The organism is Massilia sp. 9096, from assembly GCF_000745265.1.
Taxonomy (GTDB): Bacteria; Pseudomonadota; Gammaproteobacteria; order Burkholderiales; family Burkholderiaceae_D; genus Telluria.
Genome location: NZ_JQNN01000001.1, coordinates 112,647 through 135,891, shown reverse-complemented (window position 1 = coordinate 135,891; position 23,245 = coordinate 112,647). Strand labels below are relative to the sequence as shown.

17 protein-coding genes are annotated in these 23,245 nt (G+C 68.0%); 2 read left to right on the top strand and 15 right to left on the bottom strand.

Features of this window, described 5'->3' with window-relative positions; genetic code table 11:
• From FA90_RS00595 to FA90_RS00530, 14 genes are all read right to left on the bottom strand, one after another.
• Complete coding sequence (locus FA90_RS00595) at positions 1-921, bottom strand: 2-hydroxyacid dehydrogenase (protein ID WP_036164751.1); 921 nt, start codon at positions 919-921, stop codon at positions 1-3.
• Positions 918-1,631, bottom strand: coding sequence for a fumarylacetoacetate hydrolase family protein (locus tag FA90_RS00590; RefSeq protein ID WP_036164748.1), 714 nt, complete (start codon positions 1,629-1,631; stop codon positions 918-920). The genes FA90_RS00595 and FA90_RS00590 overlap by 4 nt, the downstream gene beginning before the upstream one ends.
• 170 nt (positions 1,632-1,801) lie before the next feature.
• A complete protein-coding gene (locus FA90_RS00585) occupies positions 1,802-3,550 on the bottom strand; it encodes a methyl-accepting chemotaxis protein (RefSeq protein ID WP_036164745.1) in 1,749 nt (582 codons plus the stop codon).
• A 229-nt stretch (positions 3,551-3,779) separates the two neighbouring features.
• Positions 3,780-4,724, bottom strand: coding sequence for a LysR family transcriptional regulator (locus FA90_RS00580; protein WP_036164742.1), 945 nt, complete (start codon positions 4,722-4,724; stop codon positions 3,780-3,782).
• Between the two features lie 32 nt (positions 4,725-4,756).
• Positions 4,757-5,725 carry a galactofuranose ABC transporter, permease protein YjfF gene (gene yjfF, locus FA90_RS00575; protein ID WP_036164739.1) on the bottom strand — a complete coding sequence of 323 codons (969 nt, stop codon included), beginning with the start codon at positions 5,723-5,725 and terminating at the stop codon, positions 4,757-4,759.
• Positions 5,722-6,768: an ABC transporter permease gene (locus FA90_RS00570; protein ID WP_036164737.1), complete on the bottom strand. Its 1,047-nt coding sequence runs from the start codon at positions 6,766-6,768 to the stop codon at positions 5,722-5,724. The genes yjfF and FA90_RS00570 overlap by 4 nt, the downstream gene beginning before the upstream one ends.
• A complete protein-coding gene (locus tag FA90_RS00565) occupies positions 6,765-8,276 on the bottom strand; it encodes a sugar ABC transporter ATP-binding protein (protein ID WP_036164734.1) in 1,512 nt (503 codons plus the stop codon). The genes FA90_RS00570 and FA90_RS00565 overlap by 4 nt, the downstream gene beginning before the upstream one ends.
• A gap of 6 nt (positions 8,277-8,282) precedes the next feature.
• Positions 8,283-9,260: an ABC transporter substrate-binding protein gene (locus tag FA90_RS00560; RefSeq protein ID WP_036164732.1), complete on the bottom strand. Its 978-nt coding sequence runs from the start codon at positions 9,258-9,260 to the stop codon at positions 8,283-8,285.
• A 106-nt stretch (positions 9,261-9,366) separates the two neighbouring features.
• Positions 9,367-11,793, bottom strand: coding sequence for a glycoside hydrolase family 127 protein (locus FA90_RS00555; RefSeq protein WP_307170217.1), 2,427 nt, complete (start codon positions 11,791-11,793; stop codon positions 9,367-9,369).
• A gap of 49 nt (positions 11,794-11,842) precedes the next feature.
• Positions 11,843-13,408: an alpha-N-arabinofuranosidase gene (locus tag FA90_RS00550; RefSeq protein ID WP_036164728.1), complete on the bottom strand. Its 1,566-nt coding sequence runs from the start codon at positions 13,406-13,408 to the stop codon at positions 11,843-11,845.
• Positions 13,409-13,471: 63 nt separating this feature from the next.
• A complete protein-coding gene (locus tag FA90_RS00545) occupies positions 13,472-14,251 on the bottom strand; it encodes an SDR family NAD(P)-dependent oxidoreductase (protein ID WP_036164726.1) in 780 nt (259 codons plus the stop codon).
• Complete coding sequence (gene araD1, locus FA90_RS00540; RefSeq protein ID WP_036164722.1) at positions 14,248-15,240, bottom strand: AraD1 family protein; 993 nt, start codon at positions 15,238-15,240, stop codon at positions 14,248-14,250. Before araD1 ends, FA90_RS00545 begins: the two co-directional genes overlap by 4 nt.
• A gap of 35 nt (positions 15,241-15,275) precedes the next feature.
• On the bottom strand, positions 15,276-17,030 hold the full coding sequence (locus FA90_RS00535) for an IlvD/Edd family dehydratase (protein WP_373994578.1): 1,755 nt from the start codon (positions 17,028-17,030) through the stop codon (positions 15,276-15,278).
• Between the two features lie 110 nt (positions 17,031-17,140).
• Entirely contained in the window at positions 17,141-18,235 is a 1,095-nt protein-coding gene (locus FA90_RS00530) for an aldose epimerase family protein (protein ID WP_051971288.1), read from the bottom strand.
• 96 nt (positions 18,236-18,331) lie between these two features.
• On the opposite strand from FA90_RS00530, the gene FA90_RS00525 reads away from it, so the two are divergent.
• The gene (locus tag FA90_RS00525; protein WP_036164719.1) at positions 18,332-19,117 is read left to right on the top strand and encodes a hypothetical protein; all 786 of its coding nucleotides are present in this window, start codon (positions 18,332-18,334) and stop codon (positions 19,115-19,117) included.
• Between the two features lie 73 nt (positions 19,118-19,190).
• Entirely contained in the window at positions 19,191-21,296 is a 2,106-nt protein-coding gene (locus FA90_RS00520) for an EAL domain-containing protein (protein WP_051971287.1), read from the top strand.
• A gap of 23 nt (positions 21,297-21,319) precedes the next feature.
• On the opposite strand, the gene FA90_RS00515 is transcribed toward FA90_RS00520, so the two are convergent.
• Positions 21,320-22,897, bottom strand: a complete 1,578-nt coding sequence (locus FA90_RS00515) for a GGDEF domain-containing protein (RefSeq protein WP_051971286.1) — start codon at positions 22,895-22,897, stop codon at positions 21,320-21,322.
• Between the last annotated feature and the right edge of the window lie 348 nt (positions 22,898-23,245).

The window sequence follows — 23,245 nt, the reverse complement described above, 5'->3', positions numbered from 1 at the left end:
TTACGCCACCGGCGTCAGCGCCTTCCCGGTGCTGAACCAGCTGCGCAGGTTGTCCAGCATCAGCTGCGCCATCGCCGCGCGCGTCTCGGCGGTCGCGCTGCCGATGTGCGGCGTGAGCAGCACGTTGTCCAGCCCGAACAGGCGCTCGTCGACGTGCGGCTCATCGTCGAACACGTCGAGCGCGGCGCCGCCCAGGCGGCCGCCCTGCAGCGCCTCGACCAGCGCGGCCTGGTCGACCAGCGAGCCGCGCGCCACGTTCACCAGAATGCCTTGCGGCCCCAGCGCATCCAGCACGCGCGTGTCGATCAGCCGCGCCGTCTCTGGTCCGCCCGGCGCCACCACGACCAGCACGTCGACCTCCCTGGCCAGCGCCAGCAGGTCCGGCTGGTAGCGCCAGTCCAGGTTCTGGTCGCTGCGGCCGTGGTAGGCCAGCACCACACCGAAGGCGTCGAGGCGGCGCGCGATCTCCTTGCCGATGCGGCCCAGGCCGACGATGCCGACTTGCTTGCCGGCCAGCGAGGTCGCGAGCGGAAACTGCGCTTCGCGCCAGCGTCCCTCGCGCACGAAACGGTCGGCCTGCGGCAGGCGCCGCAGCAGCGCCAGCAGCGATCCGACGCACAGCTCGGCCACCGCCGCGTTCAGCACGTCCGGCGTGTTGGCGACGACGATGCCGCGCCGCGCCGCCAGTGCGAGCGGAATCAGGTCGTAGCCGACGCCGTTGGTGGCGATGATCTCCAGGTTCGGCAGGCGCTCGACCAGTTCGGCCGGCACGTGCTGGTTGCTGCGCGTGACGATGCCGCGCACGCGCGCGGCCGACGCAGGGTCGCGCTCGAGGTCCTCGACCTGCAGGCAGCTGAACCCGGCGTCGAGCTCGGCCTGCACTTCCGGCGGGAAGCTCCCGACTTGCAGCAGCTCGATCATGCGTTCGAACCCGACGGGGCCTGGCCCATGGTGAACTCGAAGGTGGTCACGCCATCGACGCCGCCGCGCACCTGGTCGCCCGGATCGAGCTTGCCGACGCCCGATGGCGTGCCGGTGAAGATCACGTCGCCCGGCTGCAGGGTCACGAAGCGCGACAGGTAGGCGATCGTGTCGGCCACCGGCCAGATCATCTCGTTCAGGTTGCCCTCCTGCTTGAGCTGGCCGTTCACTTCGAGCCAGACGCGTCCCTCCTGCGGATGGCCGGTCGCGCTGGCCGGCTGCAGCGGGCTGCACGGCCCGGAGGCGTCGAAGCCCTTCGACATGTCCCAGGGACGGCCGGTCTTCTTGGCCACTTCCTGCAGGTCGCGCCGGGTCAGGTCGACGCCGACGCCGTAGCCCCACACCAGGTCGAGCGCCTGCTCGGGCGCGACGTTGGCGCCGCCGCCTTTCAATGCCACCACCAGCTCGACCTCGTGGTGCAGGTCCTGGGTCGAGGATGGGTACGGCACGGTGCCGCTGGCCGACACCACGGCGTCGGCCGGCTTGGTGAAGAAGAACGGCGGTTCGCGGTCCGGGTCGGCGCCCATCTCGCGCGCGTGGGCGGCGTAATTGCGGCCGACGCAGAACACGCGGCGCAGCGGGAAGGTCTGGTCGGAACCGGCCACGGCGAGTGCCGGGGCGGCGGGCGGGGTGATGACGAAGCCAGTCATGGGAGTCCTTGTAAAGACGGTTGCACGAAGACGGCCGGACTGGCGCGGCAGCCGGCAGCATCGGACAGCCTATCACAATCGCCGCCGCCACGAGGGGATGCCCGCGGACGAAAAACGCCCCGGCGGCTTCGAAAAGCGGCCGGGGCGTTCAGGATTGGCGGGACGCGGGCTTAGAACTCTTCCCAGTCGCCTGCGGCCTCGTGCGCGGGTACGCGCGCGGGTGTGCGTGCCGGCGCGCGTGCCGGCGCAGGGGCGCGCACCGGGGCGGGCGTGGCGCGCGGGGCCGGCAACGGCCTGGCCGGCTTGGCGGCGGCGGCCTTGGCCAAGGCCGGCTTGGCGGCGCCGGCGGAGAAGGCGGCAACCGCCGGCGCCGCGTGGTCCAGCTTGAACACCGCCACCGCTTCGGCCAGCTTGCCGGCCTGCTCCTGCATCGACTCGGCCGCTGCGGCGGCTTCTTCGACCAGCGCCGCGTTCTGCTGGGTCACGCCGTCCATCTGCGTGATCGCTTCGTTGATCTGCTCGATGCCGGCGCTCTGCTCGCCGCTGGCGGTGCCGATCTCATCGAGGATGTCGGTGACGCGGCGCACGCTCTCGACGATCTCGCTCATGGTGCTGCCGGCTTCCTGCACCAGGCGGCTGCCTTCTTCCACCCGGCCGCTCGAATCGTCGATCAGGCCCTTGATCTCCCTGGCCGCCGCGGCTGCGCGCTGGGCCAGGTTGCGCACCTCGCCCGCCACCACGGCAAAGCCGCGGCCCTGCTCGCCGGCGCGCGCCGCTTCCACCGCCGCGTTCAGCGCCAGGATGTTGGTCTGGAAGGCGATGCCGTCGATGACCGAGATGATGTCGGTGATCTTGCCCGAGGCCGCGTGGATCTGGCCCATGGTGGCGACCACGCTTTCGATCACTTCGCCGCCGCGCGCAGCCACGCCGGACGCGGTCGCGGCCAGCTGGTTGGCCTGGCGCGCGTTGTCGGCGTTCTGGCGCACGGTCGAGGTCAGCTCTTCCATCGAAGACGCGGTCTCTTCCAGCGAACCGGCTTGCTGCTCGGTGCGGCTGGACAGGTCCTGGCTGCCGGCCGCGACTTCGCGCGAGGCCACCGAGATGGTCTCGGTGCCGGTGCGCACCGTGCGCACCGTCTCGGCCAGGTTGGCGTTCATGGTCTTGAGGGCCGCCAGCAGCTGGCCGATCTCGTCGTTGCCGTGCACCTCGACCTTGGTGGTCAGGTCGCCGGCGGCGACGGCGTTGGCGACGTCGAGCGCGCTGCGCAGGCCGCGCGTGATCGAGCTGGTGATCCACCAGGCCAGGGCCGCGGCGAACGCGACGACGACGGCGCCGAGTACGATCATCAGCGTGCGGGTCGACTCGTAGGTGTGCTGGGCGTCGGCGGCAGTCTGGGTGCTCAACGCCTGCTGAATGCGGACCTGCTCGTCCATCGCCTCCTTGTACTCGATCAGGATGGGGCGCACTTCCTTGCGCAGGAGTGTGCGTGCGCCGGCATCGTCACCGCCCTGGAACATCTGGATCAGGACCTGCAGCTTGGCCCCGTACTTCTCGTTGAGCGCATGTTCACGAGCCAGCACTTCGCGCGCCTTCTCGTTTTGCAGCGTTGCGTCGAGCTTCTTGAGGATCTCGTCGATTTCCTTGCGCGACGCCGCGATCTTCTCGAGCTGCTTCGCCCTGTCGTCGGCATCGTCGCTCAGCATCACGTTGCGTACGGCGATGGCGATTTCGTTGGTCAGCGAGTGCTGGCGCGTGACCATTTCGACGCGCGGGATGCGCATGTCGACGATGTCGTGGGTGCCGTCGTTGACCCGGCCCAGCATGACGGTGCCCTGCCCGACCATGAAGACCAGCGCCGTGCAGACGAAGCCGAAGCCGAGCGCCAGGCGCGTACCGATTTTCAAATTTGCGATGTTCATGTTTCCCTTTCACAACCGGTGCGCAACCAGCTGCGCACTTGTATTGACCAGGGAGACAGCATAAGCGAAAGAAACGATAAAATCGATAATCGAAAGTTATTTCTCGGAAATATCCGATGTCAGATGTGTGGAATGTACAACGAGTTCAAAATAAAATCCGGATTAGAGGCTCGTTGCGATTGCGGAAATTGCAAATCCGGCAGCAAGAAGCGCTCTTGCCCGGCACGGCTCAGTAGATTTCCTGCGCCGACGCCCGTACCGCGTGCAGCAGCAGCTCGGCCCCCGGCGACAGCAGATGGTCCTGCTGGCGCACGATGCCGAAGGCGTCCATCGTGCACGGCAGATCGATCGGCAGGATGCGCATCACGTTCAGGGACTCGTAATACTGCGCGACCTGGCGCGGCATCACGTGCAGCGAATCGGTCTGCTGCAGCAAGGCGGTGATGACCAGCATGGCGGTGGTGTCGACCACGTTGGCCGGCGGCGCCAGGCCGGCGCGGCGGAACATCATGTCGAAGCGGTAGCGCAGGATGCTGCCGTGCGGCGGCAGGATCCACGGACGCCCGGCGATGTCGGCCAGGGTCGGTGCCGGATGGTCCAGCAATGGATGGCCGGGGCGTACCACCGCGCAGGCCGGCTCCTCGGTCAGCTCCTCGTAGATCAGGCCCGCCGCGGCGCTGCCGCCATCGACGATGCGGCCGATCATGAAATCGAGCGTGCCGCGCTGGAGCTTGTCGAGCAGGACGTTGCTGGTCTCGAGCTGCACGCCGATGCGCAGCAGCGGCGCCTCCTGCTTCACCCGTGCGATCGCGCGCGGCAGCAGCGACATGGCCGGCGTCATGATGACCCCGACCTCGACCTGGCCCGACAGGCCGGCCTTGAGCGTGGCGATGTCGTCGTGCGCCAGCGCCAGGCTGGTGAGCGCCATGCGCGCGTGGCGGATCATGGTCTCGCCGTACAGCGTCGGCTCCATTCCGCGCGGCAGGCGCTCGAACAGCTTCACGCCGAGCATCTCCTCGAGGTCCTTGACCTGCTTGGAGGCGGCCGGCTGGGTCATGTGCAGCTCCTCGGCCGCACGATGGATGTTGCGGAAGTCGTCGAGCGCGATCAGCAGCAGCAGCTGGCGCGTCTTGAGGCGCGCCTTGAGAAACCAGTTCGGGTTGGTCGTGTCCATCGGCCCATCATAGCATTCTCGACCCCGGATTTTCACCCCTTGGACAGCAGCCGCTGCACCACGCAGAACACCAGCAGCAGCGTGCCGATCACGATCCGCGTCCACCACGAGCTGAGCGTGCCGTCGAAGGCGATCAGGGTCTGGATCGCGCCCAGCACCAGCACACCCGACAGCGCTCCGGCGATGTAGCCGTAGCCGCCGGTGAGCAGCATGCCGCCGATGACGACCGCCGCGATCGCATCGAGCTCCATGCCCTGCCCGTGCAACGCGTAGCCCGACAGCGTGTAGACCGAGAACAGCAGGCCGGCCAGCGCCGAGCAGAAACCGGACAGCGCATACGCCAGCACCCGCGTGCGGCCGACGTCCAGGCCCATCATCGCCGCCGAGGCTTCGTTGCCGCCGACCGCGTACACGGCGCGCCCGAACGCCGTGAAGTGCGCCAGCCATACCGCCAGCAGCAGCACGACCAGCGCGATGATCGCGCCGGGCGACAGGAAGCCGCCGAGCAGGTGCACCTGGGCCTGCGACAGCGCGGCGAAGAACGGCTGGTCGATCGCGACCGAATCGGTGCTGATCAGGTAACACAGGCCGCGCGCCAGGAACATGCCGGCCAGCGTGACGATGAAAGGCTGCAGCCGGAACAGGTGGATGATGGTCCCCATCAGCGCGCCGAAGGCCGCGCCGCCCGCCAGCACGCAGACGATCACCAGCGCCGGGTGCCAGTGCGCGCTCTGCAGCAGCCAGGCGCAGGCCATCGTCGACAGGGCCAGCACCGCGCCCACCGACAGGTCGATTCCGCCCGACAGGATCACGAAGCCCATGCCGATCGCCAGCACCACCAGGTGCGCGTTATCGATCAGCAGGTTGAACAGCACCTGCTCGGACAGCAACCCCGGATACACGGCGCCGCCGACGCCCAGCATGGCCGCCAGCAGCAGCACGGTGATGGCGGAGGTGAACCACGGGGCCATGGCCAAGGACTGTTTGACGGCGGCGCTCATGCCGGCCTCCTTTGCCGCAGCGCGCGCAGCTCGCCCGACTGCGAGATGCACACCGCGAACACGACGATCGCCTTGACCACCATGTTCACCTCGGGCGGCACGCCCAGCGAATAGATGGTGTAGGTCAGCGTCTGGATGATCAACGCGCCGACCAGGCTACCGGCCAGGCTGAAGCGGCCGCCGGCCAGCGAGGTGCCGCCCAGCGTCACTGCCAGGATCGCGTCGAGCTCGAGCAGCAGGCCGGCGTTGTTGGCGTCGGCGCTCTTGATGTTCGAGGTGATGAGCAGCCCGGCCATGCCGGCGCACAGGCTGCAGGCCGCGTAGACCGACACGATCAGGGTCGCCGTGCGCAGGCCGGCCAGGCGCGCCGCCACCGGGTTCAGGCCGACCGCCTGGATGAACAGGCCGAGCGCGGTGCGGCGCGCCAGGAACAGCAGCAGCGCGAACACCGCGGCCACCACGTACAGCGAGACCGGCAGCCCGCCCAGGTATCCGCTGCCGAGGGTGAAGAAGGACTCCTCATACACCGTGACGATCTGGCCGTCGGTGAGCAGCTGGGCCAGGCCGCGCCCGGCCGTCATCAGGATCAGCGTGGCGACGATCGGCTGCAGCTTCACGCCGGCCACCAGCACGCCGTTCCACAGGCCGCACAGCAGGGCCACGCCGAGCGCCGCCGCCAGGGCCGTGCCGAGCGGCGTGGCTGGGGCGCCGGGTGTGCCGTTCACCAGCATCGCCGCCACGGTCCCCGACAGCGCCACCACCGCGCCCACCGAGATGTCGATGCCGCGCGTGGCGATCACCAGCGTCATGCCGAGCGCGGCCAGCATCAGCGGCGCGGCGCGGTTGGCGATGTCGATCACGCTGCCGTACAAGTGGCCGTCGCGCAGCGCGACGTGGAAGAACCCGGGCACCAGCACGGCGTCGAGCGCCAGCAGCACCAGCAGCGCGGCCAGCGGACGCGCGAGCGGGTGGCGCAGCAGCGCGAAGCGCGTGGCCTGGTCCTGGACCGCGTCCGGGGCGACGCTCTGGACGGGCGCGTTCATGCGCCCTCCCCGGCGATCGCGCGCAGCACCGAGCCGTCGTCGAGTTCGCCGCGCCGGTAGCTGGCGCAGGCCTGGCGGTCGCGCATCACCAGCACGCGGTCGGCCACGCGCAGCACTTCCGGCAGTTCGGACGAAATGAAGAGGATGGCCATGCCCTGGCGGCACAGCTGGCGTACATGATCCATGATTTCCTGCTTGGCGCGCACGTCGATGCCGCGCGTGGGTTCGTCGAGGATCATCAGCTGGGGTTCGGTCGCCAGCCAGCGCGCCAGCAGCACCTTTTGCTGGTTGCCGCCGGAGAGCGAACCGATCGGCGTCTCGATGCTGGCGGTCTTGATGCCGAGCCGCCTGACGAAGTCCTCGGCCAGTTGCTGCTGGCGCTTGAAAGGGATCGCGCGCCACAGCCCGGCGCGCGCCTGCAGCGCCAGGATCAGGTTCTCGCGCACCGACAGCGCCAGGATCGCGCCCTCGTGCTTGCGGTCTTCCGAACAGAAGCCGATGCCTTGTGCAATCGCGTCGCGCGGGGTCGAGAACGTGACCGCCTTGCCGTTGACATCGATGGCGCCGCCGTCGGCCTTGTCGGCGCCGAACAGCAGGCGCGCCATTTCCGTGCGGCCGGAGCCGAGCAGGCCGGCCAGCCCGAGCAGCTCGCCGCGGCGCAGTTCCACGTCCACCGGCGCGAGCGCGCCCTTGCGCGCGAGCGCATGCGTGCGCACGAGGACCTCGCCGGCGCTTGCTTCTTCCTCGTGGCCCGTATCGGGCGCATCGAGCGGCGCGCTGTCGGCCGGCGCGCCGATCATCTTGTTCACCAGGGCCAGGCGCGACAGCTCGGCGCACGGATACTCGCCTTCGCGCTCGCCGTTGCGCATTACCGTGATGCGGTCGGAAATCGCATAGGTCTGGTCCAGGAAGTGGGTCACGAACAGGATCGCCATGCCTTGCTCGCGCAGGCGGCGCAGCGCCGCGAACAGGGTCTGCACCTCGGCTTCGTCCAGGCTGGAGGTCGGCTCATCCAGGATCAGCACGCGGCACTGGACACTCAAGGCGCGCGCGATCGCGACCATCTGCTGGATCGCCAGCGGATAGTTGGCCAGCGGCTGGCGCACGTCCACGTTCACCTGCAGGCGCGCCAGCAGCTCGGCGGCTTGGGCCCGCATCGCGCGCCAGTCGACCATGCCGAAGCGGCGCGGGTAGCGCCCGATGAAGATGTTCTCCGCCACCGACAGATTCGGGCACAGGTTGACTTCCTGGTAGACCGTGCTGATGCCGAGGTTCTGCGCCTCCTGGGTCGAGCGCGGCCGGATCGCCTGGCCTTCGAGCACGATGCTGCCCGCGTCGGGCTGGTACACGCCGGTCAGCACCTTGATCAGCGTGGACTTGCCGGCGCCGTTCTGCCCCATCAGCGTGTGGATTTCGCCGGGGAACAGGCGCAGGCCGGCGTCCGCCAGCGCGCGCACGCCGGGGAAGCGCTTGTGGATGCCGCGCATTTCGAGCACTGGCCCGGTCATGGCGGATCAGTACTTGCGGGTCGGGAGGACCTTGGCCGCGACGTCGGCCGGGAACACGCCCTCCTCGATCGTCACGCGCTTGGCGACCGGCTTGCCGGCGACGACCGCCTGCGCGATCTGCATCAGCGTGGGACCGAGCAGCGGGTTGCACTCGATCGTGACGTTGAGCTTGCCCTGCACCATGGCCTGGAAGGCGCCGCGCACGCCGTCGATCGACACGATGGCGATGTCCTTGCCGGGTTTCAGGCCGGCTTCCTCGATCGCCTGGATCGCGCCGATCGCCATGTCGTCGTTGTGCGCGTACAGCACGTTGATGTTCTTGCCCTCGGACTTCAGGAAGGCTTCCATCACTTCCTTGCCCTTGGCGCGCGTGAAGTCGCCGGTTTGCGAGCGGATGATCTTCAGCTTGGGATTGGTCGCGATGATCTCGGCAAAGCCGGTCTTGCGGTCGGTGGCCGGCGCCGAGCCGACCGTGCCCTGCAGCTCGACGATGTTGAGCGGCTTGCCGCCCATCTGCTTGTCGTACTCGAGCAGCCAGCGCCCGGCGCGCCGCCCTTCCTCGACGAAGTCCGAACCGATGAAGCTGACGTACAGCGACGGATCGCTGACCTTGACCGAACGGTCGGTGAGGATCACCGGGATCTTCGCGGCTTTCGCTTCGCGCAGCACGGTGTCCCAGCCGGTTTCGACCACCGGCGAAAACGCGATCACGTCGACGCGCTGGGCGATGAAGGAGCGGATCGCCTTGACCTGGTTTTCCTGGCGCTGCTGGGCGTCGGCGAACTTCAGGTTGACGCCGGCCTGCCTGGCGGCGGCCTTGATCGACGCGGTGTTGGCGGTACGCCACTCGCTCTCGGCGCCGACCTGGGAAAAGCCGATCGTCAGGGGTTTGTTGGCGGCCAGGGCCGGGATGGGCACGCCGACGGCTGCGAGTGCCCCCGCGCCGGCTGCCACGCCCAGGAAAGACCTGCGGGTGAGCGTCATGCTTGTCTCCGATATTGTTCTGGACACAATACTACGACAGTGAGGGATGCTCAACCAATCATTTTTTTAGGGTGTCCGATATCGCTTTGTATATCCTTGCCAGGATTTAACGCATCAGCCGCATGCCATACAGGGGCGCCATCGTCGCTCCCTCGTGCGCGACCAGTTTCACTTCCAGGCGGCCGCCGGCGCGCTGCACGAGCTCAGGCGGCAAGTCGACATCCTGCGTGGTGAACGGCTGCGCCGCGTCCGCGGCGAGCGTGATGTCCGCCACCCGCTCGCCGTTGACCACCAGGTCGACGCGCTTGCCCGCGTCCGCACCGGCAAACGTCAGGCTCAGCAGCTTGGCCTCCCGCTTCGGATCGCTCAGCTGGTAGCTGAACCACTCTTTCGCGCGCCGCCAATGGCGGCCCTTGTCCACGCCCATTTCCGCGCCCTCGCCTTTGAACTGGTGGTCGACTTCGGGCTGCTGCTCGCCCGGCGCCACCTGGTCGACGGTGCGCGCGTCGAGCGCCAGCCGTTCGGCCTCGCGCGCGGCCACCTGTACGCGTTCGCGCGCGTAGTCGCCGGGCGTGGATTGCGGCCAGTAGACGACATAGCGCGAGTCGTGCAGGCGGAAGAAGGGGATGAACTCGGCGGCCGCTCCAGTGCCGCCCCGCACCAGGCCCGCCGGTGCGGTAAAGGTCAGCGGCTTGCCGGGGACCGGCTTGAAGCGCTTGATGAAGTCCGTGCCGTCGGCCACGAAGGTCGGCGCCGCGTCCAGCGGGCAGACCTGGCCGGACGGCACATGGCCCATGCGTGTGTCGTCGGCCAGGAAATTCAGGTGCTCGGTCGGGAACGGGTTGGTCTTCGCGGCCAGCACGATCGGCCCATGCAGCACGGCGTAGTACTTCGATTTGTCCGGCATCTGCTCGAGGCGGGTCGTCATCGGCAGGTCGACGTCGACGCGGTCGCCTTTGCGCCAGGTGCGCTCGATGCTGACGTAGCGACCCGGACGCGCGTCGATGCGGACCGGCTTGCCGTTCACGCGCAGCCCCAGCTTGCCGGCGGCGACCCAGGCCGGATAGCGGATCTTCAGCACGAAGTGCGCACTCGCGCCCACCTCATCCACGGTGATGTGCGTGCTGGCCTCGTCGGGGAATGTGTTGGCCTGGGTGATGCGCACGCCCCGCGCTTTCCAATCGAGGGTCGACGGGATGAACAAGTTGACGAACAGCGCCGCCTCCTTGCCGCTGCCTTCGTGGGCGTAGATGAATTCGCCGTACTTCGCATGGCTCTCGATGCCCGAGCCGACGCAGCACCACATCGCCTGGTCGACCTGCGAGTAGACCCGGTACCCGTTCGGCCGCATCGGCGTGAAGTAGACGAAGCCGCCGCTGTCCGGGCGCTGCGAGGCGAGGATGTGGTTGTACAGCGCGCGCTCGTAATAGTCGGCGTAGAGCGCCTTGTCCGAGGCTGCGAACAGCATCCCGGTCAGCTTGAGCATGTTGTAGGTGTTGCAGGTCTCCGGTCCCTCGACCTCTTCCAACATCGGACTGAAGTCGTGTTCGTCGTGGAAGTGCTCCTTGACGCTGTTGCCGCCGATGGCAACCGTGCGGTTGTCGACCACGGTCTGCCAGAAGAATTCGGCGGCGTGCGCCATGTCGCGTCGCGTGGCCGGGTCGCTGCTCAGCGCGGCGATGCGCTCGAAGCCGATCACCTTCGGGATCTGGGTATTGGCGTGCAGGCCGGTAAGCCGGTCCTGGCCCTGTTCGAGCGGCTGCAGGATGCGCCGGTCCGAAAAGCGCAGCGCCAGGTCCAGGTATTTGCGCTCGCCTGTCATCTGGTAGACGTCGGCCAGCACTTCGTTCATGCCGCCATGCTCGCTCTTGAGCATGGCCTGCATCTGTTCATCGCCCAGGTGGCCGGTGAGGCGCAGCGCCCAGTCGGACAGCGCCACCAGCATGGTGCGCGCATCCTCGTTGCCGGCGTAGCGCCAGGCGTCGCGCAGGCCGGCGAACAGCTTGTGCAGGTTATACCAGGGCACCCACTTGCCGTTGACGGAAAAATTGTCGGCGTGGAGCTTGCCGGCGGCGATGTCGCGCCAGGCCGCGCGTCCGCCCGGGATGCCGCCGAGGTAGCCGCGCAGTTCACCCTGCGTGTCGCCCTCGGCGTTGGCTTGCTGCGCGCGCTTGAGTTCCGCCACGAAGTCGTCCAGGCGGCGCTTGACTTCCGGGTCGCCGGTCGAGGCGAACATCAACGCCAGCGCCGACAGGTAATGGCCGCCCATGTGGCCATCCAGGCCGGACGATTCCCAGTTGCCATAGCTGGGCTGCTTCGGCGCCAGGCCTGCTTCGCGCAGGAACGGCGCGGCCAGGCGGTCGGGCTCGAGGGCCATCAGGTAATGCAGGTCGGTGGCCTGGGCCTCGAGGAAGGGGCTGGGACCGAGGCGCACGTCGCGCAGCGGGAACAGTTCGGCGGCATGGGCGCTCGCGCCCAGCAGCGCCGCCGATAACAGCAGCAGCGGCAGCGCAGCAATCCGGATCGGCATCATCGTCACCTCAAGAAACGCAGCGCCGGCCGCGCGGCCGGCGCCCCATCGATCAACCTTGGACCGCCAGCACCATCACGCCCTTCGCCGGCACCTTCACCGTCAGCTTCCCGGCTGAAGCACTGGCGCTGAAATCGACCGGCTTGACCGCCTGCGGCTGCTGGAAGCTGTTGTGCGCATCCATCGCGTCAGCGCTCAAGACCTGCCCGCGCACCGAGGACACGTTCGAGCCGGCGACGTTCAGCACCACGTCGGTCGCCTCGCGCGGATTGGTGTTCACCAGCGCGACGTAGACCTTGCCGTCCTTGGCGCGCGCGGCCGAGGCGCTGATGCCGGGGATGGTCTTGCCGGCGGTACCGTACAGGGTGTTGTTCGAGAGCTGGACCGGCAGCGAGGCGGCGCCCTGGAACGGCACGTACATCTTGTAGGCCCAGTAGGTCGGCGTCAGCACCATCTTGTCCTGGTCGGTCAGGATCATCGCCTGCAGCACATTGACCATCTGCGCGATGTTGGTCATGCGGACGCGGTCGGCGTGGGCGTGGAAGATGTTGAAGTTGAGCGCGGCGACCACGGCGTCGCGCAGCGTGTTCTGCTGGTACAGGAAGCCCGGGTTGGTGCCCTTCTCGACGTCGTACCAGGTGCCCCATTCGTCGACGAAAAAGCCGATCTTCTTCTCGGGGTCGGTGCGCTCGAGCACCGCGACGTGCGAGGTGATGAAGTCCTCCATGCGCATGGTGCCGGCCAGGGTCGAGGCCCACTGCGCCTCGTCGAAGCCGGTGGCGGCGCCCTTCACGTCCCATTTACCGGTCGGCAGCGTGTAGTAGTGGAAGCTGATCGCGTCGGTCTTGCCCTTGAGGTCGCGGCTCAGGGTGTCGGTCCAGGTGATGTCCTCGCCGGTGCCGCCGCTGGCGATCATCTTCGGACGCCATTGCTGCGGCGCCTTCAGGAAGGTTTCGTAGTGGCGGTACAGGTCGGTGTAGTACTGCGGGCGCATGTTGCCCCCGCAGCCCCAAGACTCGTTACCGATCGCGAAGTACGCCACCTTGAACGGCGCCGGGTGGCCGTTCTTGGCGCGCAGCTGGGCCAGGGTCGACTTGCCCTCCGACGTCATGTACTCGAGCCACTCGCTCATCTCCTGCGGGCTGCCGGTGCCGAGGTTGCCGTTGACGTAGGCGTCGGCGCCGAGCTGCTCGATCAGGTCGAAGTATTCGTGGGTGCCGACCGCATTGTTTTCCGGGACCCCGCCCCAGTTGGTGTTGACCTTGACCGGGCGCTTGTCGCGCGCGCCGATGCCGTCGCGCCAGTGGTACTCGTCGGCGAAGCAGCCGCCCGGCCAGCGCACCAGCGGCACGTGAAGGTCCTTCAATGCGCCGACCACGTCCTTGCGCCAGCCGCGCACGTTCGGGATCTTCGATTCCGGGCCGACCCACAGGCCGCCGTAGATGCCGCTGCCGAGGTGCTCGGCGAACTGGCCGTAGACGTCCTTGTCGATGGTCGCGCCGGGGTGGCTGGCGTCGACCGTCAGGCCGACCTGGGCGTAGGCCGCCAGGGCCGGGAACGCGGCCAGGACGGCCAGTGCGGCGAGACGGGTACGGGTGCGTGGTGCGGATGCTGTCATGGGGTCTCCTTGTTTTTGTATAGCCAGCACGATATCACGGCTGAGGTCTGGTCCGGTGCCGCATCAAGTCCACCCGGCGTCGACCACGAAGTCCTGGCCGGTGCACATCTTGCTGTCGTCGGCGGCCAGGAACAGCACCATCGCCGCCACGTGCTCGGGCATCAGCTTGCCGGGCAGGCACTGCGAACGACGGATCTCGGCTTCGCCGGCCTCGTCGAGCCAGAGGTCGACCTGGCGCTGGGTCATCACCCAGCCCGGCGTAACGGTGTTGACGCGGATGTTGAAGGGGCCGAGGTCGCGCGCCAGGCAGCGCGTCAGGCCGATCACGGATGCCTTGGTGGTCGCGTACACCGGGTAGTTCGGGTTCTTGGCGTGGAAGGACATCGAGCTGAAGTTGATCACCGAGCCGCCGCCGCGGCGGCGCATGCCCTCCAGTGCGGCCTGCACGGTGAAGAACATCGGGCGCTGGTTGATCGCGATGCGCTCGTCCCAATAGTCGACCGTGACTTCGCCGATGCGGTGGCGCGCATCGTTGGCGGCGTTGTTGACGATGACGTCGAAGTCGCCGAGCAGCGTGGCCAGCTCCGCCATGGTCTGCTGCAGCGCCGGGATGTCGGTGATGTCGCAGTGGCGGAACTCGGGCGCGCGCAGGCGCCGGTCCGCCTGCGCGTAGGTCTCGCGCAGGCGCACGACCAGCGCTTCGCTGGCCTCCTCCAGGATGTCGACGAAGGCCACGATCGCGCCCTGCGCCACGAAGGCTTCGACGATGGCTTCGCCGATCCCGCTGCCCCCGCCGGTCACGAACACGCGCTTGCCGTGCAGGCTGGCGTAGCTGGCCTTCATAGCGTCTTCACCGTGGTGAAATTCGACGGCACGCTGGCCAGCGGATTGCGCAGCGGCGGTCCGAATACCGGCGCCTCGATCTCGAAGATCTCGCCCGGTTCGACGCGGATCTCGTCGGCGAAGCTCAGCGTGGCGGTGCCGAAGAAGTGGATGTGGACGTCGCCGGGACGCTGGAACAGGCCGTACTTGAAGTGGTGGTATTCGAGGTTGGCGATCGAGTGCGACATGTTGCGCTCGCCCGAGACGAACGGTTTTTGCCAGCGCACCGTGCCATCCTGCCTGACGACGCGCGAGACGCCCTCGACGTGCTCGGGCAGTTCGCCCACCAGCAACGCCGGGCCGACGCCGCACTGGCGCAGCTTGGAGTGGGCCAGGTACAGGTAGTTCTGGCGCTCGGTGACGTGGTCGGAGAACTCGTTGCCCAGCGCGAAACCGAGGCGCCAGGGCTGGCCGTCCTCGCCGATCAGGTACAGGCCGGCGATCTCCGGCTCCTCGCCGCCGTCCAGCGCGAATGCCGGCATCTCGAGCGCCTGGCCGCTGGCGCGCACGCTGTCGCCGTCGCCCTTGTAGAACCATTCGGGCTGCACGCCCGGCCTCTCGCCTGCCGGCTTGCCGCCTTCGACGCCGAGGCGGAACATCTTCATGCTGTCCGACAGCGTCTCGACGTCGCCGGCGATCTTGCGGTGCATGGCGTCGCGCGCGTCGGCGCTGCCCAGGTGGGTCAGGCCGGTGCCGGTCACATGGCAATGGGCCGGATCGGGATGGTCGAGCGGAGGCAGCACGCGGCCGGCGCTTGCAAGCGCCTCGTACGACGCCTTGTCGGCGCCGGCCGCCGCCTCGGCCAGCGCAGCGATGCCCTTGCCTTGTCTGACGGCGACGCGCGCCAGCTCGAGCGTCGATGCGTAGCCGGCCAGCGGCGCAACGGCATCGCCGTCGAGGATGCCGACGCGGCGTTCGCCATCATCGTTCAGGTATTGGATCAGCAGCATGATGAGTGTCTCCTTCGTTCTACTGTACGCCGCGCTCAGTGCGAGTGCTTCGGCACCGCCGATCCGCGGCAGCCGACCAGGAAGTCGAAGTCGCAGCCTTCGTCGGCCTGCAGCACGCGCTCCAGGTACAGGCCCTGGTAGCCGCTGGCCACCGGCGCCTTGAAGCTCTCGGCACGGTCGGCCAGGCGTGCGCGGATCTCGTCGTCGGACAGGTCCAGGTGCAGGCGCCCTTCTGCGCAATCGAGCTCGATCATGTCGCCGTCACGCACGATGCCGAGCGGCCCGCCGTCCATCGCTTCCGGCGCCACGTGCAGCACCACGGTGCCGTACGCCGTGCCGCTCATGCGCGCGTCCGAGATGCGCACCATGTCGGTCACGCCCTTGGCCAGCAGCTTCGGGGGAAGACCCATGTTGCCCACTTCCGCCATGCCGGGATAGCCCTTGGGGCCGCAGTTCTTCATCACCAGCACCGAGTTCTCGTCGACGTCCAGGTCGGGGTCGTCGATGCGCGCCTTGTAGTGGTCGAAGTCTTCGAACACGACGGCGCGGCCGCGGTGCTTCATCAGGTGCTTGGAGGCGGCCGACGGTTTCAGCACGGCGCCGCGCGGCGCCAGGTTGCCGCGCAAGATGCAGATGCCGCCGTCCTCGACCAGCGGCGTGTCGAGCTTGCGCACCACCTCGTCGTCGTAGATCGGCGCCGCTTCGCAGTTCTGCCACAGGGTCTGGCCGTTGGCGGTGAGCGCATCCGGGTGCGGCAGCAGGCCGCCCTCGCCCAGGCGGCGGATCACGGCCGGCAGGCCGCCGGCATAATAAAACTCTTCCATCAGCCAGCGCCCCGAAGGCAGCAGGTCGACGATGGTCGGGGTGCCCTTGCCGATGCGGGTCCAGTCCTCGAGTTCGAGCGGCACGCCGACGCGGCCGGCGATCGCCTTCAGGTGGATCACGGCATTGGTCGAGCCGCCGATCGCCGCGTTCACGCGGATCGCGTTCTCGAAGTTCTCGCGCTTGAGCAGTTTCGACAGGCGCAGGTCCTCATTGACCATCTCGACGATGCGGATGCCCGACATGTGCGCCAGCACGTAGCGGCGCGCGTCGACCGCGGGGATCGCCGCGTTGTGCGGCAGCGAGACGCCCAGCGCTTCGGCCATGCACGCCATGGTGGAGGCCGTGCCCATCGTGTTGCAGGTGCCGGCCGAGCGCGAGTGGCCGGATTCCGCCGCCAGGAACTCGTGCATCGTGATCTGGCCGCCCTTGAACTGCTCGTGCAGCTTCCACACCGCGGTGCCCGAGCCGATGTCCTTGCCGTTCAGTTTACCGTTGAGCATCGGCCCGCCGGTGACGACGATGGCCGGCACGTCGACGCTGGCCGCGCCCATCAGCAGCGCCGGCGTGGTCTTGTCGCAGCCGACCAGCAGCACCACGCCGTCGATCGGGTTGCCGCGGATGGATTCTTCGACGTCCATGCTGGCCAGGTTCCGGGTCAGCATCGCGGTCGGGCGCAGGTTCGACTCGCCGTTCGAGAACACCGGGAACTCGACCGGGAAGCCGCCGGCCTCGATGATGCCGCGCCTGACGTGCTCGGCCAGTTTGCGGAAATGGGCGTTGCAGGGGGTCAGCTCGGACCAGGTGTTGCAGATGCCGATGACCGGCTTGCCCTGGAATTCGTGATCGGGGATACCCTGGTTCTTCATCCAGCTCCGGTACATGAAGCCGTTCTTGTCCTGGGTGCCGAACCATGCGGCGGAGCGCAGTTTCGGTTTGTTCTCGGTGTCGGACACGCGTCCCTCCATAGCCTCAGCAATGGAGGGAGTCTACGGGGCGCAGGGATGACTTTCCAATCACATTTAATGCATCATCGATATCGATTCCGGTATCGATGATGCGGCGCGCAATCGACTGGTCAGTCGACCGAAAAGCGGAAGCGCGACTCGGTGCGGTACACCTGGCCGGGGCGCAGGATCGTGCCCGGGTACTCGGGCCGGTTCGGCGAATCCGGGAAATGCTGCGGCTCGATCGCGAAGCCGCCGCGGTAGGCATAGGTGTGGCCCTTGCCCTGCAGCGAGCCGTCGAGGAAGTTCCCGCTGTAGAACTGCACGCCCGGCTCCTGGGTCAGCAGTTCCAGCACGCGGCCCGACTGCGGCTCGCGCACGCGCAGCGCACGCACCAGCGCGCGCGCGTCGCCCTGGCCGTCGTCAAGCGGACGATTCAGCACGTAGCAGTGGTCGTAGCCGCCGCCGTTGCGCAGCTGGTCGTCGTCGACGCCGATCTGCGAACCGATCGGGCGCGGCTGGCGGAAGTCGAACGGCGTGCCCGCGACCGGCGCCAGCGGCCCGAGCGGGATCGAGCCGGCGTCGATCGGGACGTAGGCGTCGGCGTCGATCCGCATCTCGTGCCCGAGCACGTCGCTCGCGCCCGCGCCGCGCAGGTTGAAGTAGCTGTGCTGGGTCAGGTTGACCGGGGTCGGCTGGTCGGACACGGCTTCGAAGCGCACCACGATCTCGTTGTCGTCATTCAGGCTGTAGACCACGGTGGCGTCCAGGTTGCCGGGGTAGCCTTCCTCGCCGTCCGGGCTGCGGTAGCGCAGGGTCAGGCCGTCATCGCCACGGGAGGCCGTCCACAGCACCTTGTCGAAGCCCTGGTTGCCGCCGTGGAGGTGATTGGCGCCGTTGTTGGTGGCCAGGACGTACTGCTTGCCGTCCAGCGTGAAGCGCCCCTTGGCGATGCGGTTGCCGTAGCGGCCGATCAGGGCGCCGAAATACGGACTGTCGGCCAGGTAGGGCTCCAGGCGGTCGAAGCCGAGCGCGACGTCGGCCATGCGGCCCTCGCGGTCGGGTACGTGGATCTCGTTGATGATGCCGCCGAAGTCGAGTACCTTGACTTGCATGCCGGCGGCGTTGGCGAGGGTGTATTGGGTGACTTGCCGGCCGTCGGGCAAGGTGCCGAACGGGGCCTGCGTGATCTCGGTGTGCACGTGGTCGTTTCCTTTTTTTGTCATGACGTGGTTGGCTCGATCCTAGCATGGCGCGCGCGCCGACCTCGTTCGCTACCGTGGCAAACCCGCTGAAAGATCCAGGCATGGCAGAATGAACGGATGCCCGCTTCCTTCGCCGATTTCCGCGAGCTGGTGCTCGCCGCCGACCTCGACGCCATCGCCGCCCCCGTCCAGATCCCGCCCGCGTGGCTGCTGGCGCGCGCCGGCGCCATCAGCGCCCACTACATCCCGTTCGACTACCTGAACCCGGCCGCGCGCGTCGTCCTGGCCGGCATCTCGCCCGGCTTCGTGCAGTGGAAGAACGCGGTGCGCGAGGCCCAGCGCCTGCTGCGCGCCGGCGCCCCGGATGCGGACGTACTGCGCGCCGCCAAGTACACCGGCGCCTTCAGCGGCGCGATCCGGCCCAACCTCGTCGCCCTGCTCGACCACGTCGGCCTGCAGCGCTGGCTCGGCATCGACAGCTGCGCCAGCCTGTTCCACGAACACGCGCACCTGATGCACGTGACCGGGGTGCTGCGCCAGCCGATTTTCGTCGACGGCAAGAACTACAACGGCGCCTCGCCCAACATGCTGACCACGCCGGTGCTGCAGCAGCAGATGCTCGACTACTTCGCGCCGGAGGCGGCGCTGTTGAAAGACGCGGTATTCGTGCCGATGGGTCCCAAGGTCGCGCTGGCGCTGCACTGGCTGGCCGGGCGCGGCGTCATCGACGGGCGCCGCATCCTGCACGGCCTGCCGCATCCGTCCGGCGCCAACGCCGAGCGCGTCGCGTACTTCCTCGGCCGCAAGGACAAGGCGGCGCTCTCGAGCCGCACCAACGGCGACCAGATCGACGTCGACCGCGCGCTGCTGCTGGCGCGCATGGCGGCGCTGGGCGGGGGTTGACGCCGCCTGCCGTGCTCCGCGATGTGGTCAAGTTGTCTACACTGAAGCCATCCGCTCACAGGGAGCCCCGGTCATGCCCAGCGAATCGTCCGAATCCGACATACTCACCCTCGTCAACCTCGAGGAAAAGCCGACCGTCTTCTTCAAGCGGCTGATCAATGCGAGCTGCTCGGCCATCATCATCACCGACGCCAGCGCGCCGGACAATCCCGCCATCTACGCCAACCCGGCGTTCGTAGCGCTGACCGGTTTTTCGCTCGACGACGTCCTGGGCCGCAACTGCCGCTTCCTCCAGGGGGGCGACCGCGACCAGCCGATCCTGGACGAGATGCGGCGCTGCCTGGCCGAGCAGCGCCCGTTCATCGGCACGCTGCGCAACTACCGCAAGGACGGCACGCCGTTCTGGTCGCGCATGCACATCTTCCCGATGCCGGACGGCGACGGCACGATCTGCAACTACGCCGCCTTCATCGAGGACATTAGCGCCATGGTCGACGCCCAGCAGGCGTCGCAGCAGGCGCACGCGCGCCTGAGCGACGTCCTCGAGAGCGTCTCGGACGGCTGCTTCTCGGTCGACCACGACTGGCGCGTCACCTACATCAACTCGAAAGGCGCATCCTGGCTCGGACGCCAGCCCGGCGAGGTGATCGACCGGAACGTATGGAAGCTGTTCCCCGATGCCGTCGACGGTCCGTTCCACCAGACCTACCATCGCGCGATGGCCAACCATGAATTCGCCAGCTGCGAAAGCTATTATGAACCGCTCGGCCTCTGGATCGAAGGACGCGCCTATCCCTCGCCCGACGGCCTGACCGTGTTCTTCGTCGACGTCAGCGCACGCAAGGAGTCCGAGGCGCGCCTGGTCCACCTGGCCACGCACGACAGCCTGACCGGCCTGCACAACCGCCTGAGCTGCCTGCGCGCGCTCCAGGCTGCGCTCACCCGCGCGCGCGCGCATGGCAACAAGGTCGCGGTGCTGTTCGTCGACCTCGACCACTTCAAGGAAGTCAACGACGCCCACGGCCACCAGGCCGGCGACCTGGCGCTGCAGGAGATCGGCCGCCGCCTGGCGGCGTTCACCAGCCCCGGCACCATGGTGGCGCGCATCAGCGGCGACGAGTTCGTGTTCGTGCTCGAGGACGGCGACGCCGAGGCCGCCCTCGCCCTGGCGCCGGGCGTGCTGCAGCGCCTGGCCGAGCCGATCCAGGTCGACGGCCACCTGGTCACGATCGGCGCCAGCATCGGCATCGCGATCGGCGACGGCGAAGTCGAGTCGCCCGACGAGCTGCTCAACGACGCCGACACTGCGATGTACGAGGCCAAGGCCAACGGCCGCCACACCAGCGTGCTGTTCGCCCCGCAGGCGCGCGACCTGGTCAAGCAGCGCCTGCTGCTGCGCCAGGAAGTGTTCTCGGCGCTCGACCGCGGCCAGTTCGAGCTCTACTACCAGCCGCAGGTCAGCGCCGCCGACGGCGCCGTGGTCGGGGCCGAGGCGCTGCTGCGCTGGATCCACCCGCGCCTGGGCGTGCTCAGTCCGGGCGCCTTCCTGTCCATGCTGGAAGATTCGCCGGCGATTTCCGCGGTCGGCGCCTGGGTCTGCGAGGAAGCCTCGCGCCAGACGCGCGAGTGGGAGCTGTCGGGCCACAAGCTGTCGATGGCCGTGAACGTCTCGGCGCGCCAGCTCGGCGACGACGGCCTGCCCTGCATGCTGGCCGGCCTGATCAAGCGCTACGGCATCGACACCGCCTGCATCAAGCTCGAGGTCACCGAGAGCATGCTGCTGCAGGATGCGGAAAAGGCCGGCGCTGTACTGCGCCGCCTGAAGGAAGACGGCTTCGAGATCGCGCTCGACGACTTCGGCACCGGCTACTCGAACCTGTCCTACCTGCGCCAGTTCCCGGTCACGGCGATCAAGATCGACCGCTCCTTCGTCACCGAGATCGAGCAGGACCAGCGCTGCCTGGACATCGTCAACGGCGTGATCGCCTTCGCCAAGTCGCTCAAGCTGGCGGTGATCTGCGAAGGCATCGAGACCGAGGGCCAGCGCGTGGCGATCGCCTCGACCGGCTGCGACATGCTGCAGGGCTACCTGATCGGCAAGCCGATGCCGGCCGCGGCGTTCCGCGAGCTGCTGATGACCCAGCCGACCAGCATGGCCTGCTTCCAGCCCGGCGACTGAGCCGGAGCCGCGCATTCGCCAGCTTAATCGCCGACGTGCGCCGCGATGCGGTTGCGGCCGGCCGCCTTGGCTTCGTACAGCTGCTGGTCGGCGGCTTCGATCCAGGCCATCGGGTCGTTATGGGCGGCGCCGATCGGCCGTCCGCTAAACACGCCCAGGCTGGCGCTGACGTGGCCGAAGGTGCTGTCGGCGTGCTCGATGTCGAGCCCGGCCACGCCCTGGCGGATCTTCTCGGCCACCGCGATGGCGCCGGCCAGGTCGGTGTCGGGCAGGATGATCGCGAACTCCTCGCCGCCGTAGCGCGCGGCCAGGTCGGGCGGCCGGCGTGGCCCCGATCCGACCGCGGCCGCGACGCGGCGCAGGCAATCGTCGCCGGCGACGTGGCCGTAGCGGTCGTTGAATTTCTTGAAGTGGTCGACGTCGGCCAGGATCACCGAGAACGCCGTGCCGCTGCGGCGCGCGCGCTCGTACTCGCGCGTGAGGCTGGCCTCGAACAGGCGGCGGTTGGCCAGGCCGGTCAGGCCGTCGCTGTCGGCCAGGCTTTGCAGGCTGGTGTTGTGGCGCTGCAGCGATTCGCCGGCGGCGCGCAGCTGGCGTTCGAGCTGGTCGCGCACGCGGATCTGGCGCACCATGCGAAAGCCGGCCCAGGCCAGCAGCAGCACCGCGAGCATACCGAGGGTGCTGGTGATCACGGCCTGGCGGCGCCAGTCGGCCAGGATCTCGTCGCGCGCCATCGCGCTCGCCACCACCAGCGGGAAGCCTTCCAGGTGACGGTAGCTGTACAGGCGCGTCACGCCGTCCAGGTTGGCGCGCATCATGCGCGTGCCGAACCGGCCTGATTCGCGTGCCATGGTCAGCACCGGGCCGTTGGACACGTCGGTGCCGATCAGGCCCGGGTTGAATGGGCGGCGGTAGTACAGCGTCCCGTCGTCGCCGGCCAGCAGGATGGTGCCGGACTGGCCGACGTCGAAACTGTCGTAGAACTTGCCGAAGAAGTCGAGGTCCTGGATGACCAGCGCGACGCCGCCGAAGCTGCCGTCCGGGTTGTCGATGCGGCGCGTGAGCGGGATGACCCACTTGCCGAGCGAACGGCTGATGATCGGCTTGCCGATGCGGGTGGCGCGCTCGGTGTGCGCCGCATGCCAGCGGAAGTATTCGCGGTCCGTATTGTTGGTCGCGCGCGATTCGTCGGTCGGCGGCATCCACGTGATGCGCCAATCGCCTTTCGATCCGAACACCAGCACGCCGTGGACGCCGGGCGTGGTGCGCACGATGTCCGCCATGCGGTAGTGGATGCGCTCGCCGGCGGCGCCGGTGCTGCCGTCGTGCTCGACCCGCTCGACGATCTCGTCCAGCACCGCGTCGCCGACCTTGAACGCCGATTCGGCCTGGGCCGCCAGCGCACGCGCCATGTTGGTGGTGCTGACCGCCGTTTCATCCAGCTCGGCCTGGCGCGACTGCCACAGATTCCACGACTGCAGCCCGACGATCAGCAGGCAAAAGCACACCATGAACACGACCAGGCGCAGCACCACAGGGCGGCGCTGCCGGTCCAGGCGAGTCAGCTTGCGCTTGGCAACATCGGTTTTGAGGATCTCCATCCGGCTCGCACCTTCAATTTCGTCATTATTTTATGCATAACAACCTGTACGCACCCCAATTCTACCGCATTAATTGCCGTATGGAATCTCTTTCTTCATCATATCCGTCAATTTAGTTGCCCATCGACAACGCAGTTGCATTTTTTCATATTTTTCGCTTTTACGCCGCATATATACCGCCGAGCTTCTTGTTTACGCCCCTTTTCCTTTCCCTTGCCTAAGCTGGCCGGATCGATAACCGATCCTGAAAGACAGCCATGGACATCATCTATATCGGCGCGACGCTGCTCTTGAGCGCCATCCTGTGCGGCATGGTCGCCGCCTGCGCCAAGCTGGGAGGCAAGCAAT

Excerpts from the sequence above, each read along its gene's own strand:
- FA90_RS00595 (WP_036164751.1), bottom strand. The coding sequence starts at position 921 with ATGATCGAGCTGCTGCAAGTCGGGAGCTTCCCGCCGGAAGTGCAGGCC.
- FA90_RS00590 (WP_036164748.1), bottom strand. The coding sequence starts at position 1,631 with ATGACTGGCTTCGTCATCACCCCGCCCGCCGCCCCGGCACTCGCCGTG.
- FA90_RS00585 (WP_036164745.1), bottom strand. The coding sequence starts at position 3,550 with ATGAACATCGCAAATTTGAAAATCGGTACGCGCCTGGCGCTCGGCTTC.
- FA90_RS00580 (WP_036164742.1), bottom strand. The coding sequence starts at position 4,724 with ATGGACACGACCAACCCGAACTGGTTTCTCAAGGCGCGCCTCAAGACG.
- yjfF (WP_036164739.1), bottom strand. The coding sequence starts at position 5,725 with ATGAGCGCCGCCGTCAAACAGTCCTTGGCCATGGCCCCGTGGTTCACC.
- FA90_RS00570 (WP_036164737.1), bottom strand. The coding sequence starts at position 6,768 with ATGAACGCGCCCGTCCAGAGCGTCGCCCCGGACGCGGTCCAGGACCAG.
- FA90_RS00565 (WP_036164734.1), bottom strand. The coding sequence starts at position 8,276 with ATGACCGGGCCAGTGCTCGAAATGCGCGGCATCCACAAGCGCTTCCCC.
- FA90_RS00560 (WP_036164732.1), bottom strand. The coding sequence starts at position 9,260 with ATGACGCTCACCCGCAGGTCTTTCCTGGGCGTGGCAGCCGGCGCGGGG.
- FA90_RS00555 (WP_307170217.1), bottom strand. The coding sequence starts at position 11,793 with ATGATGCCGATCCGGATTGCTGCGCTGCCGCTGCTGCTGTTATCGGCG.
- FA90_RS00550 (WP_036164728.1), bottom strand. The coding sequence starts at position 13,408 with ATGACAGCATCCGCACCACGCACCCGTACCCGTCTCGCCGCACTGGCC.
- FA90_RS00545 (WP_036164726.1), bottom strand. The coding sequence starts at position 14,251 with ATGAAGGCCAGCTACGCCAGCCTGCACGGCAAGCGCGTGTTCGTGACC.
- araD1 (WP_036164722.1), bottom strand. The coding sequence starts at position 15,240 with ATGCTGCTGATCCAATACCTGAACGATGATGGCGAACGCCGCGTCGGC.
- FA90_RS00535 (WP_373994578.1), bottom strand. The coding sequence starts at position 17,030 with ATGGAGGGACGCGTGTCCGACACCGAGAACAAACCGAAACTGCGCTCC.
- FA90_RS00530 (WP_051971288.1), bottom strand. The coding sequence starts at position 18,235 with ATGACAAAAAAAGGAAACGACCACGTGCACACCGAGATCACGCAGGCC.
- FA90_RS00525 (WP_036164719.1), top strand. The coding sequence starts at position 18,332 with ATGCCCGCTTCCTTCGCCGATTTCCGCGAGCTGGTGCTCGCCGCCGAC.
- FA90_RS00520 (WP_051971287.1), top strand. The coding sequence starts at position 19,191 with ATGCCCAGCGAATCGTCCGAATCCGACATACTCACCCTCGTCAACCTC.
- FA90_RS00515 (WP_051971286.1), bottom strand. The coding sequence starts at position 22,897 with ATGGAGATCCTCAAAACCGATGTTGCCAAGCGCAAGCTGACTCGCCTG.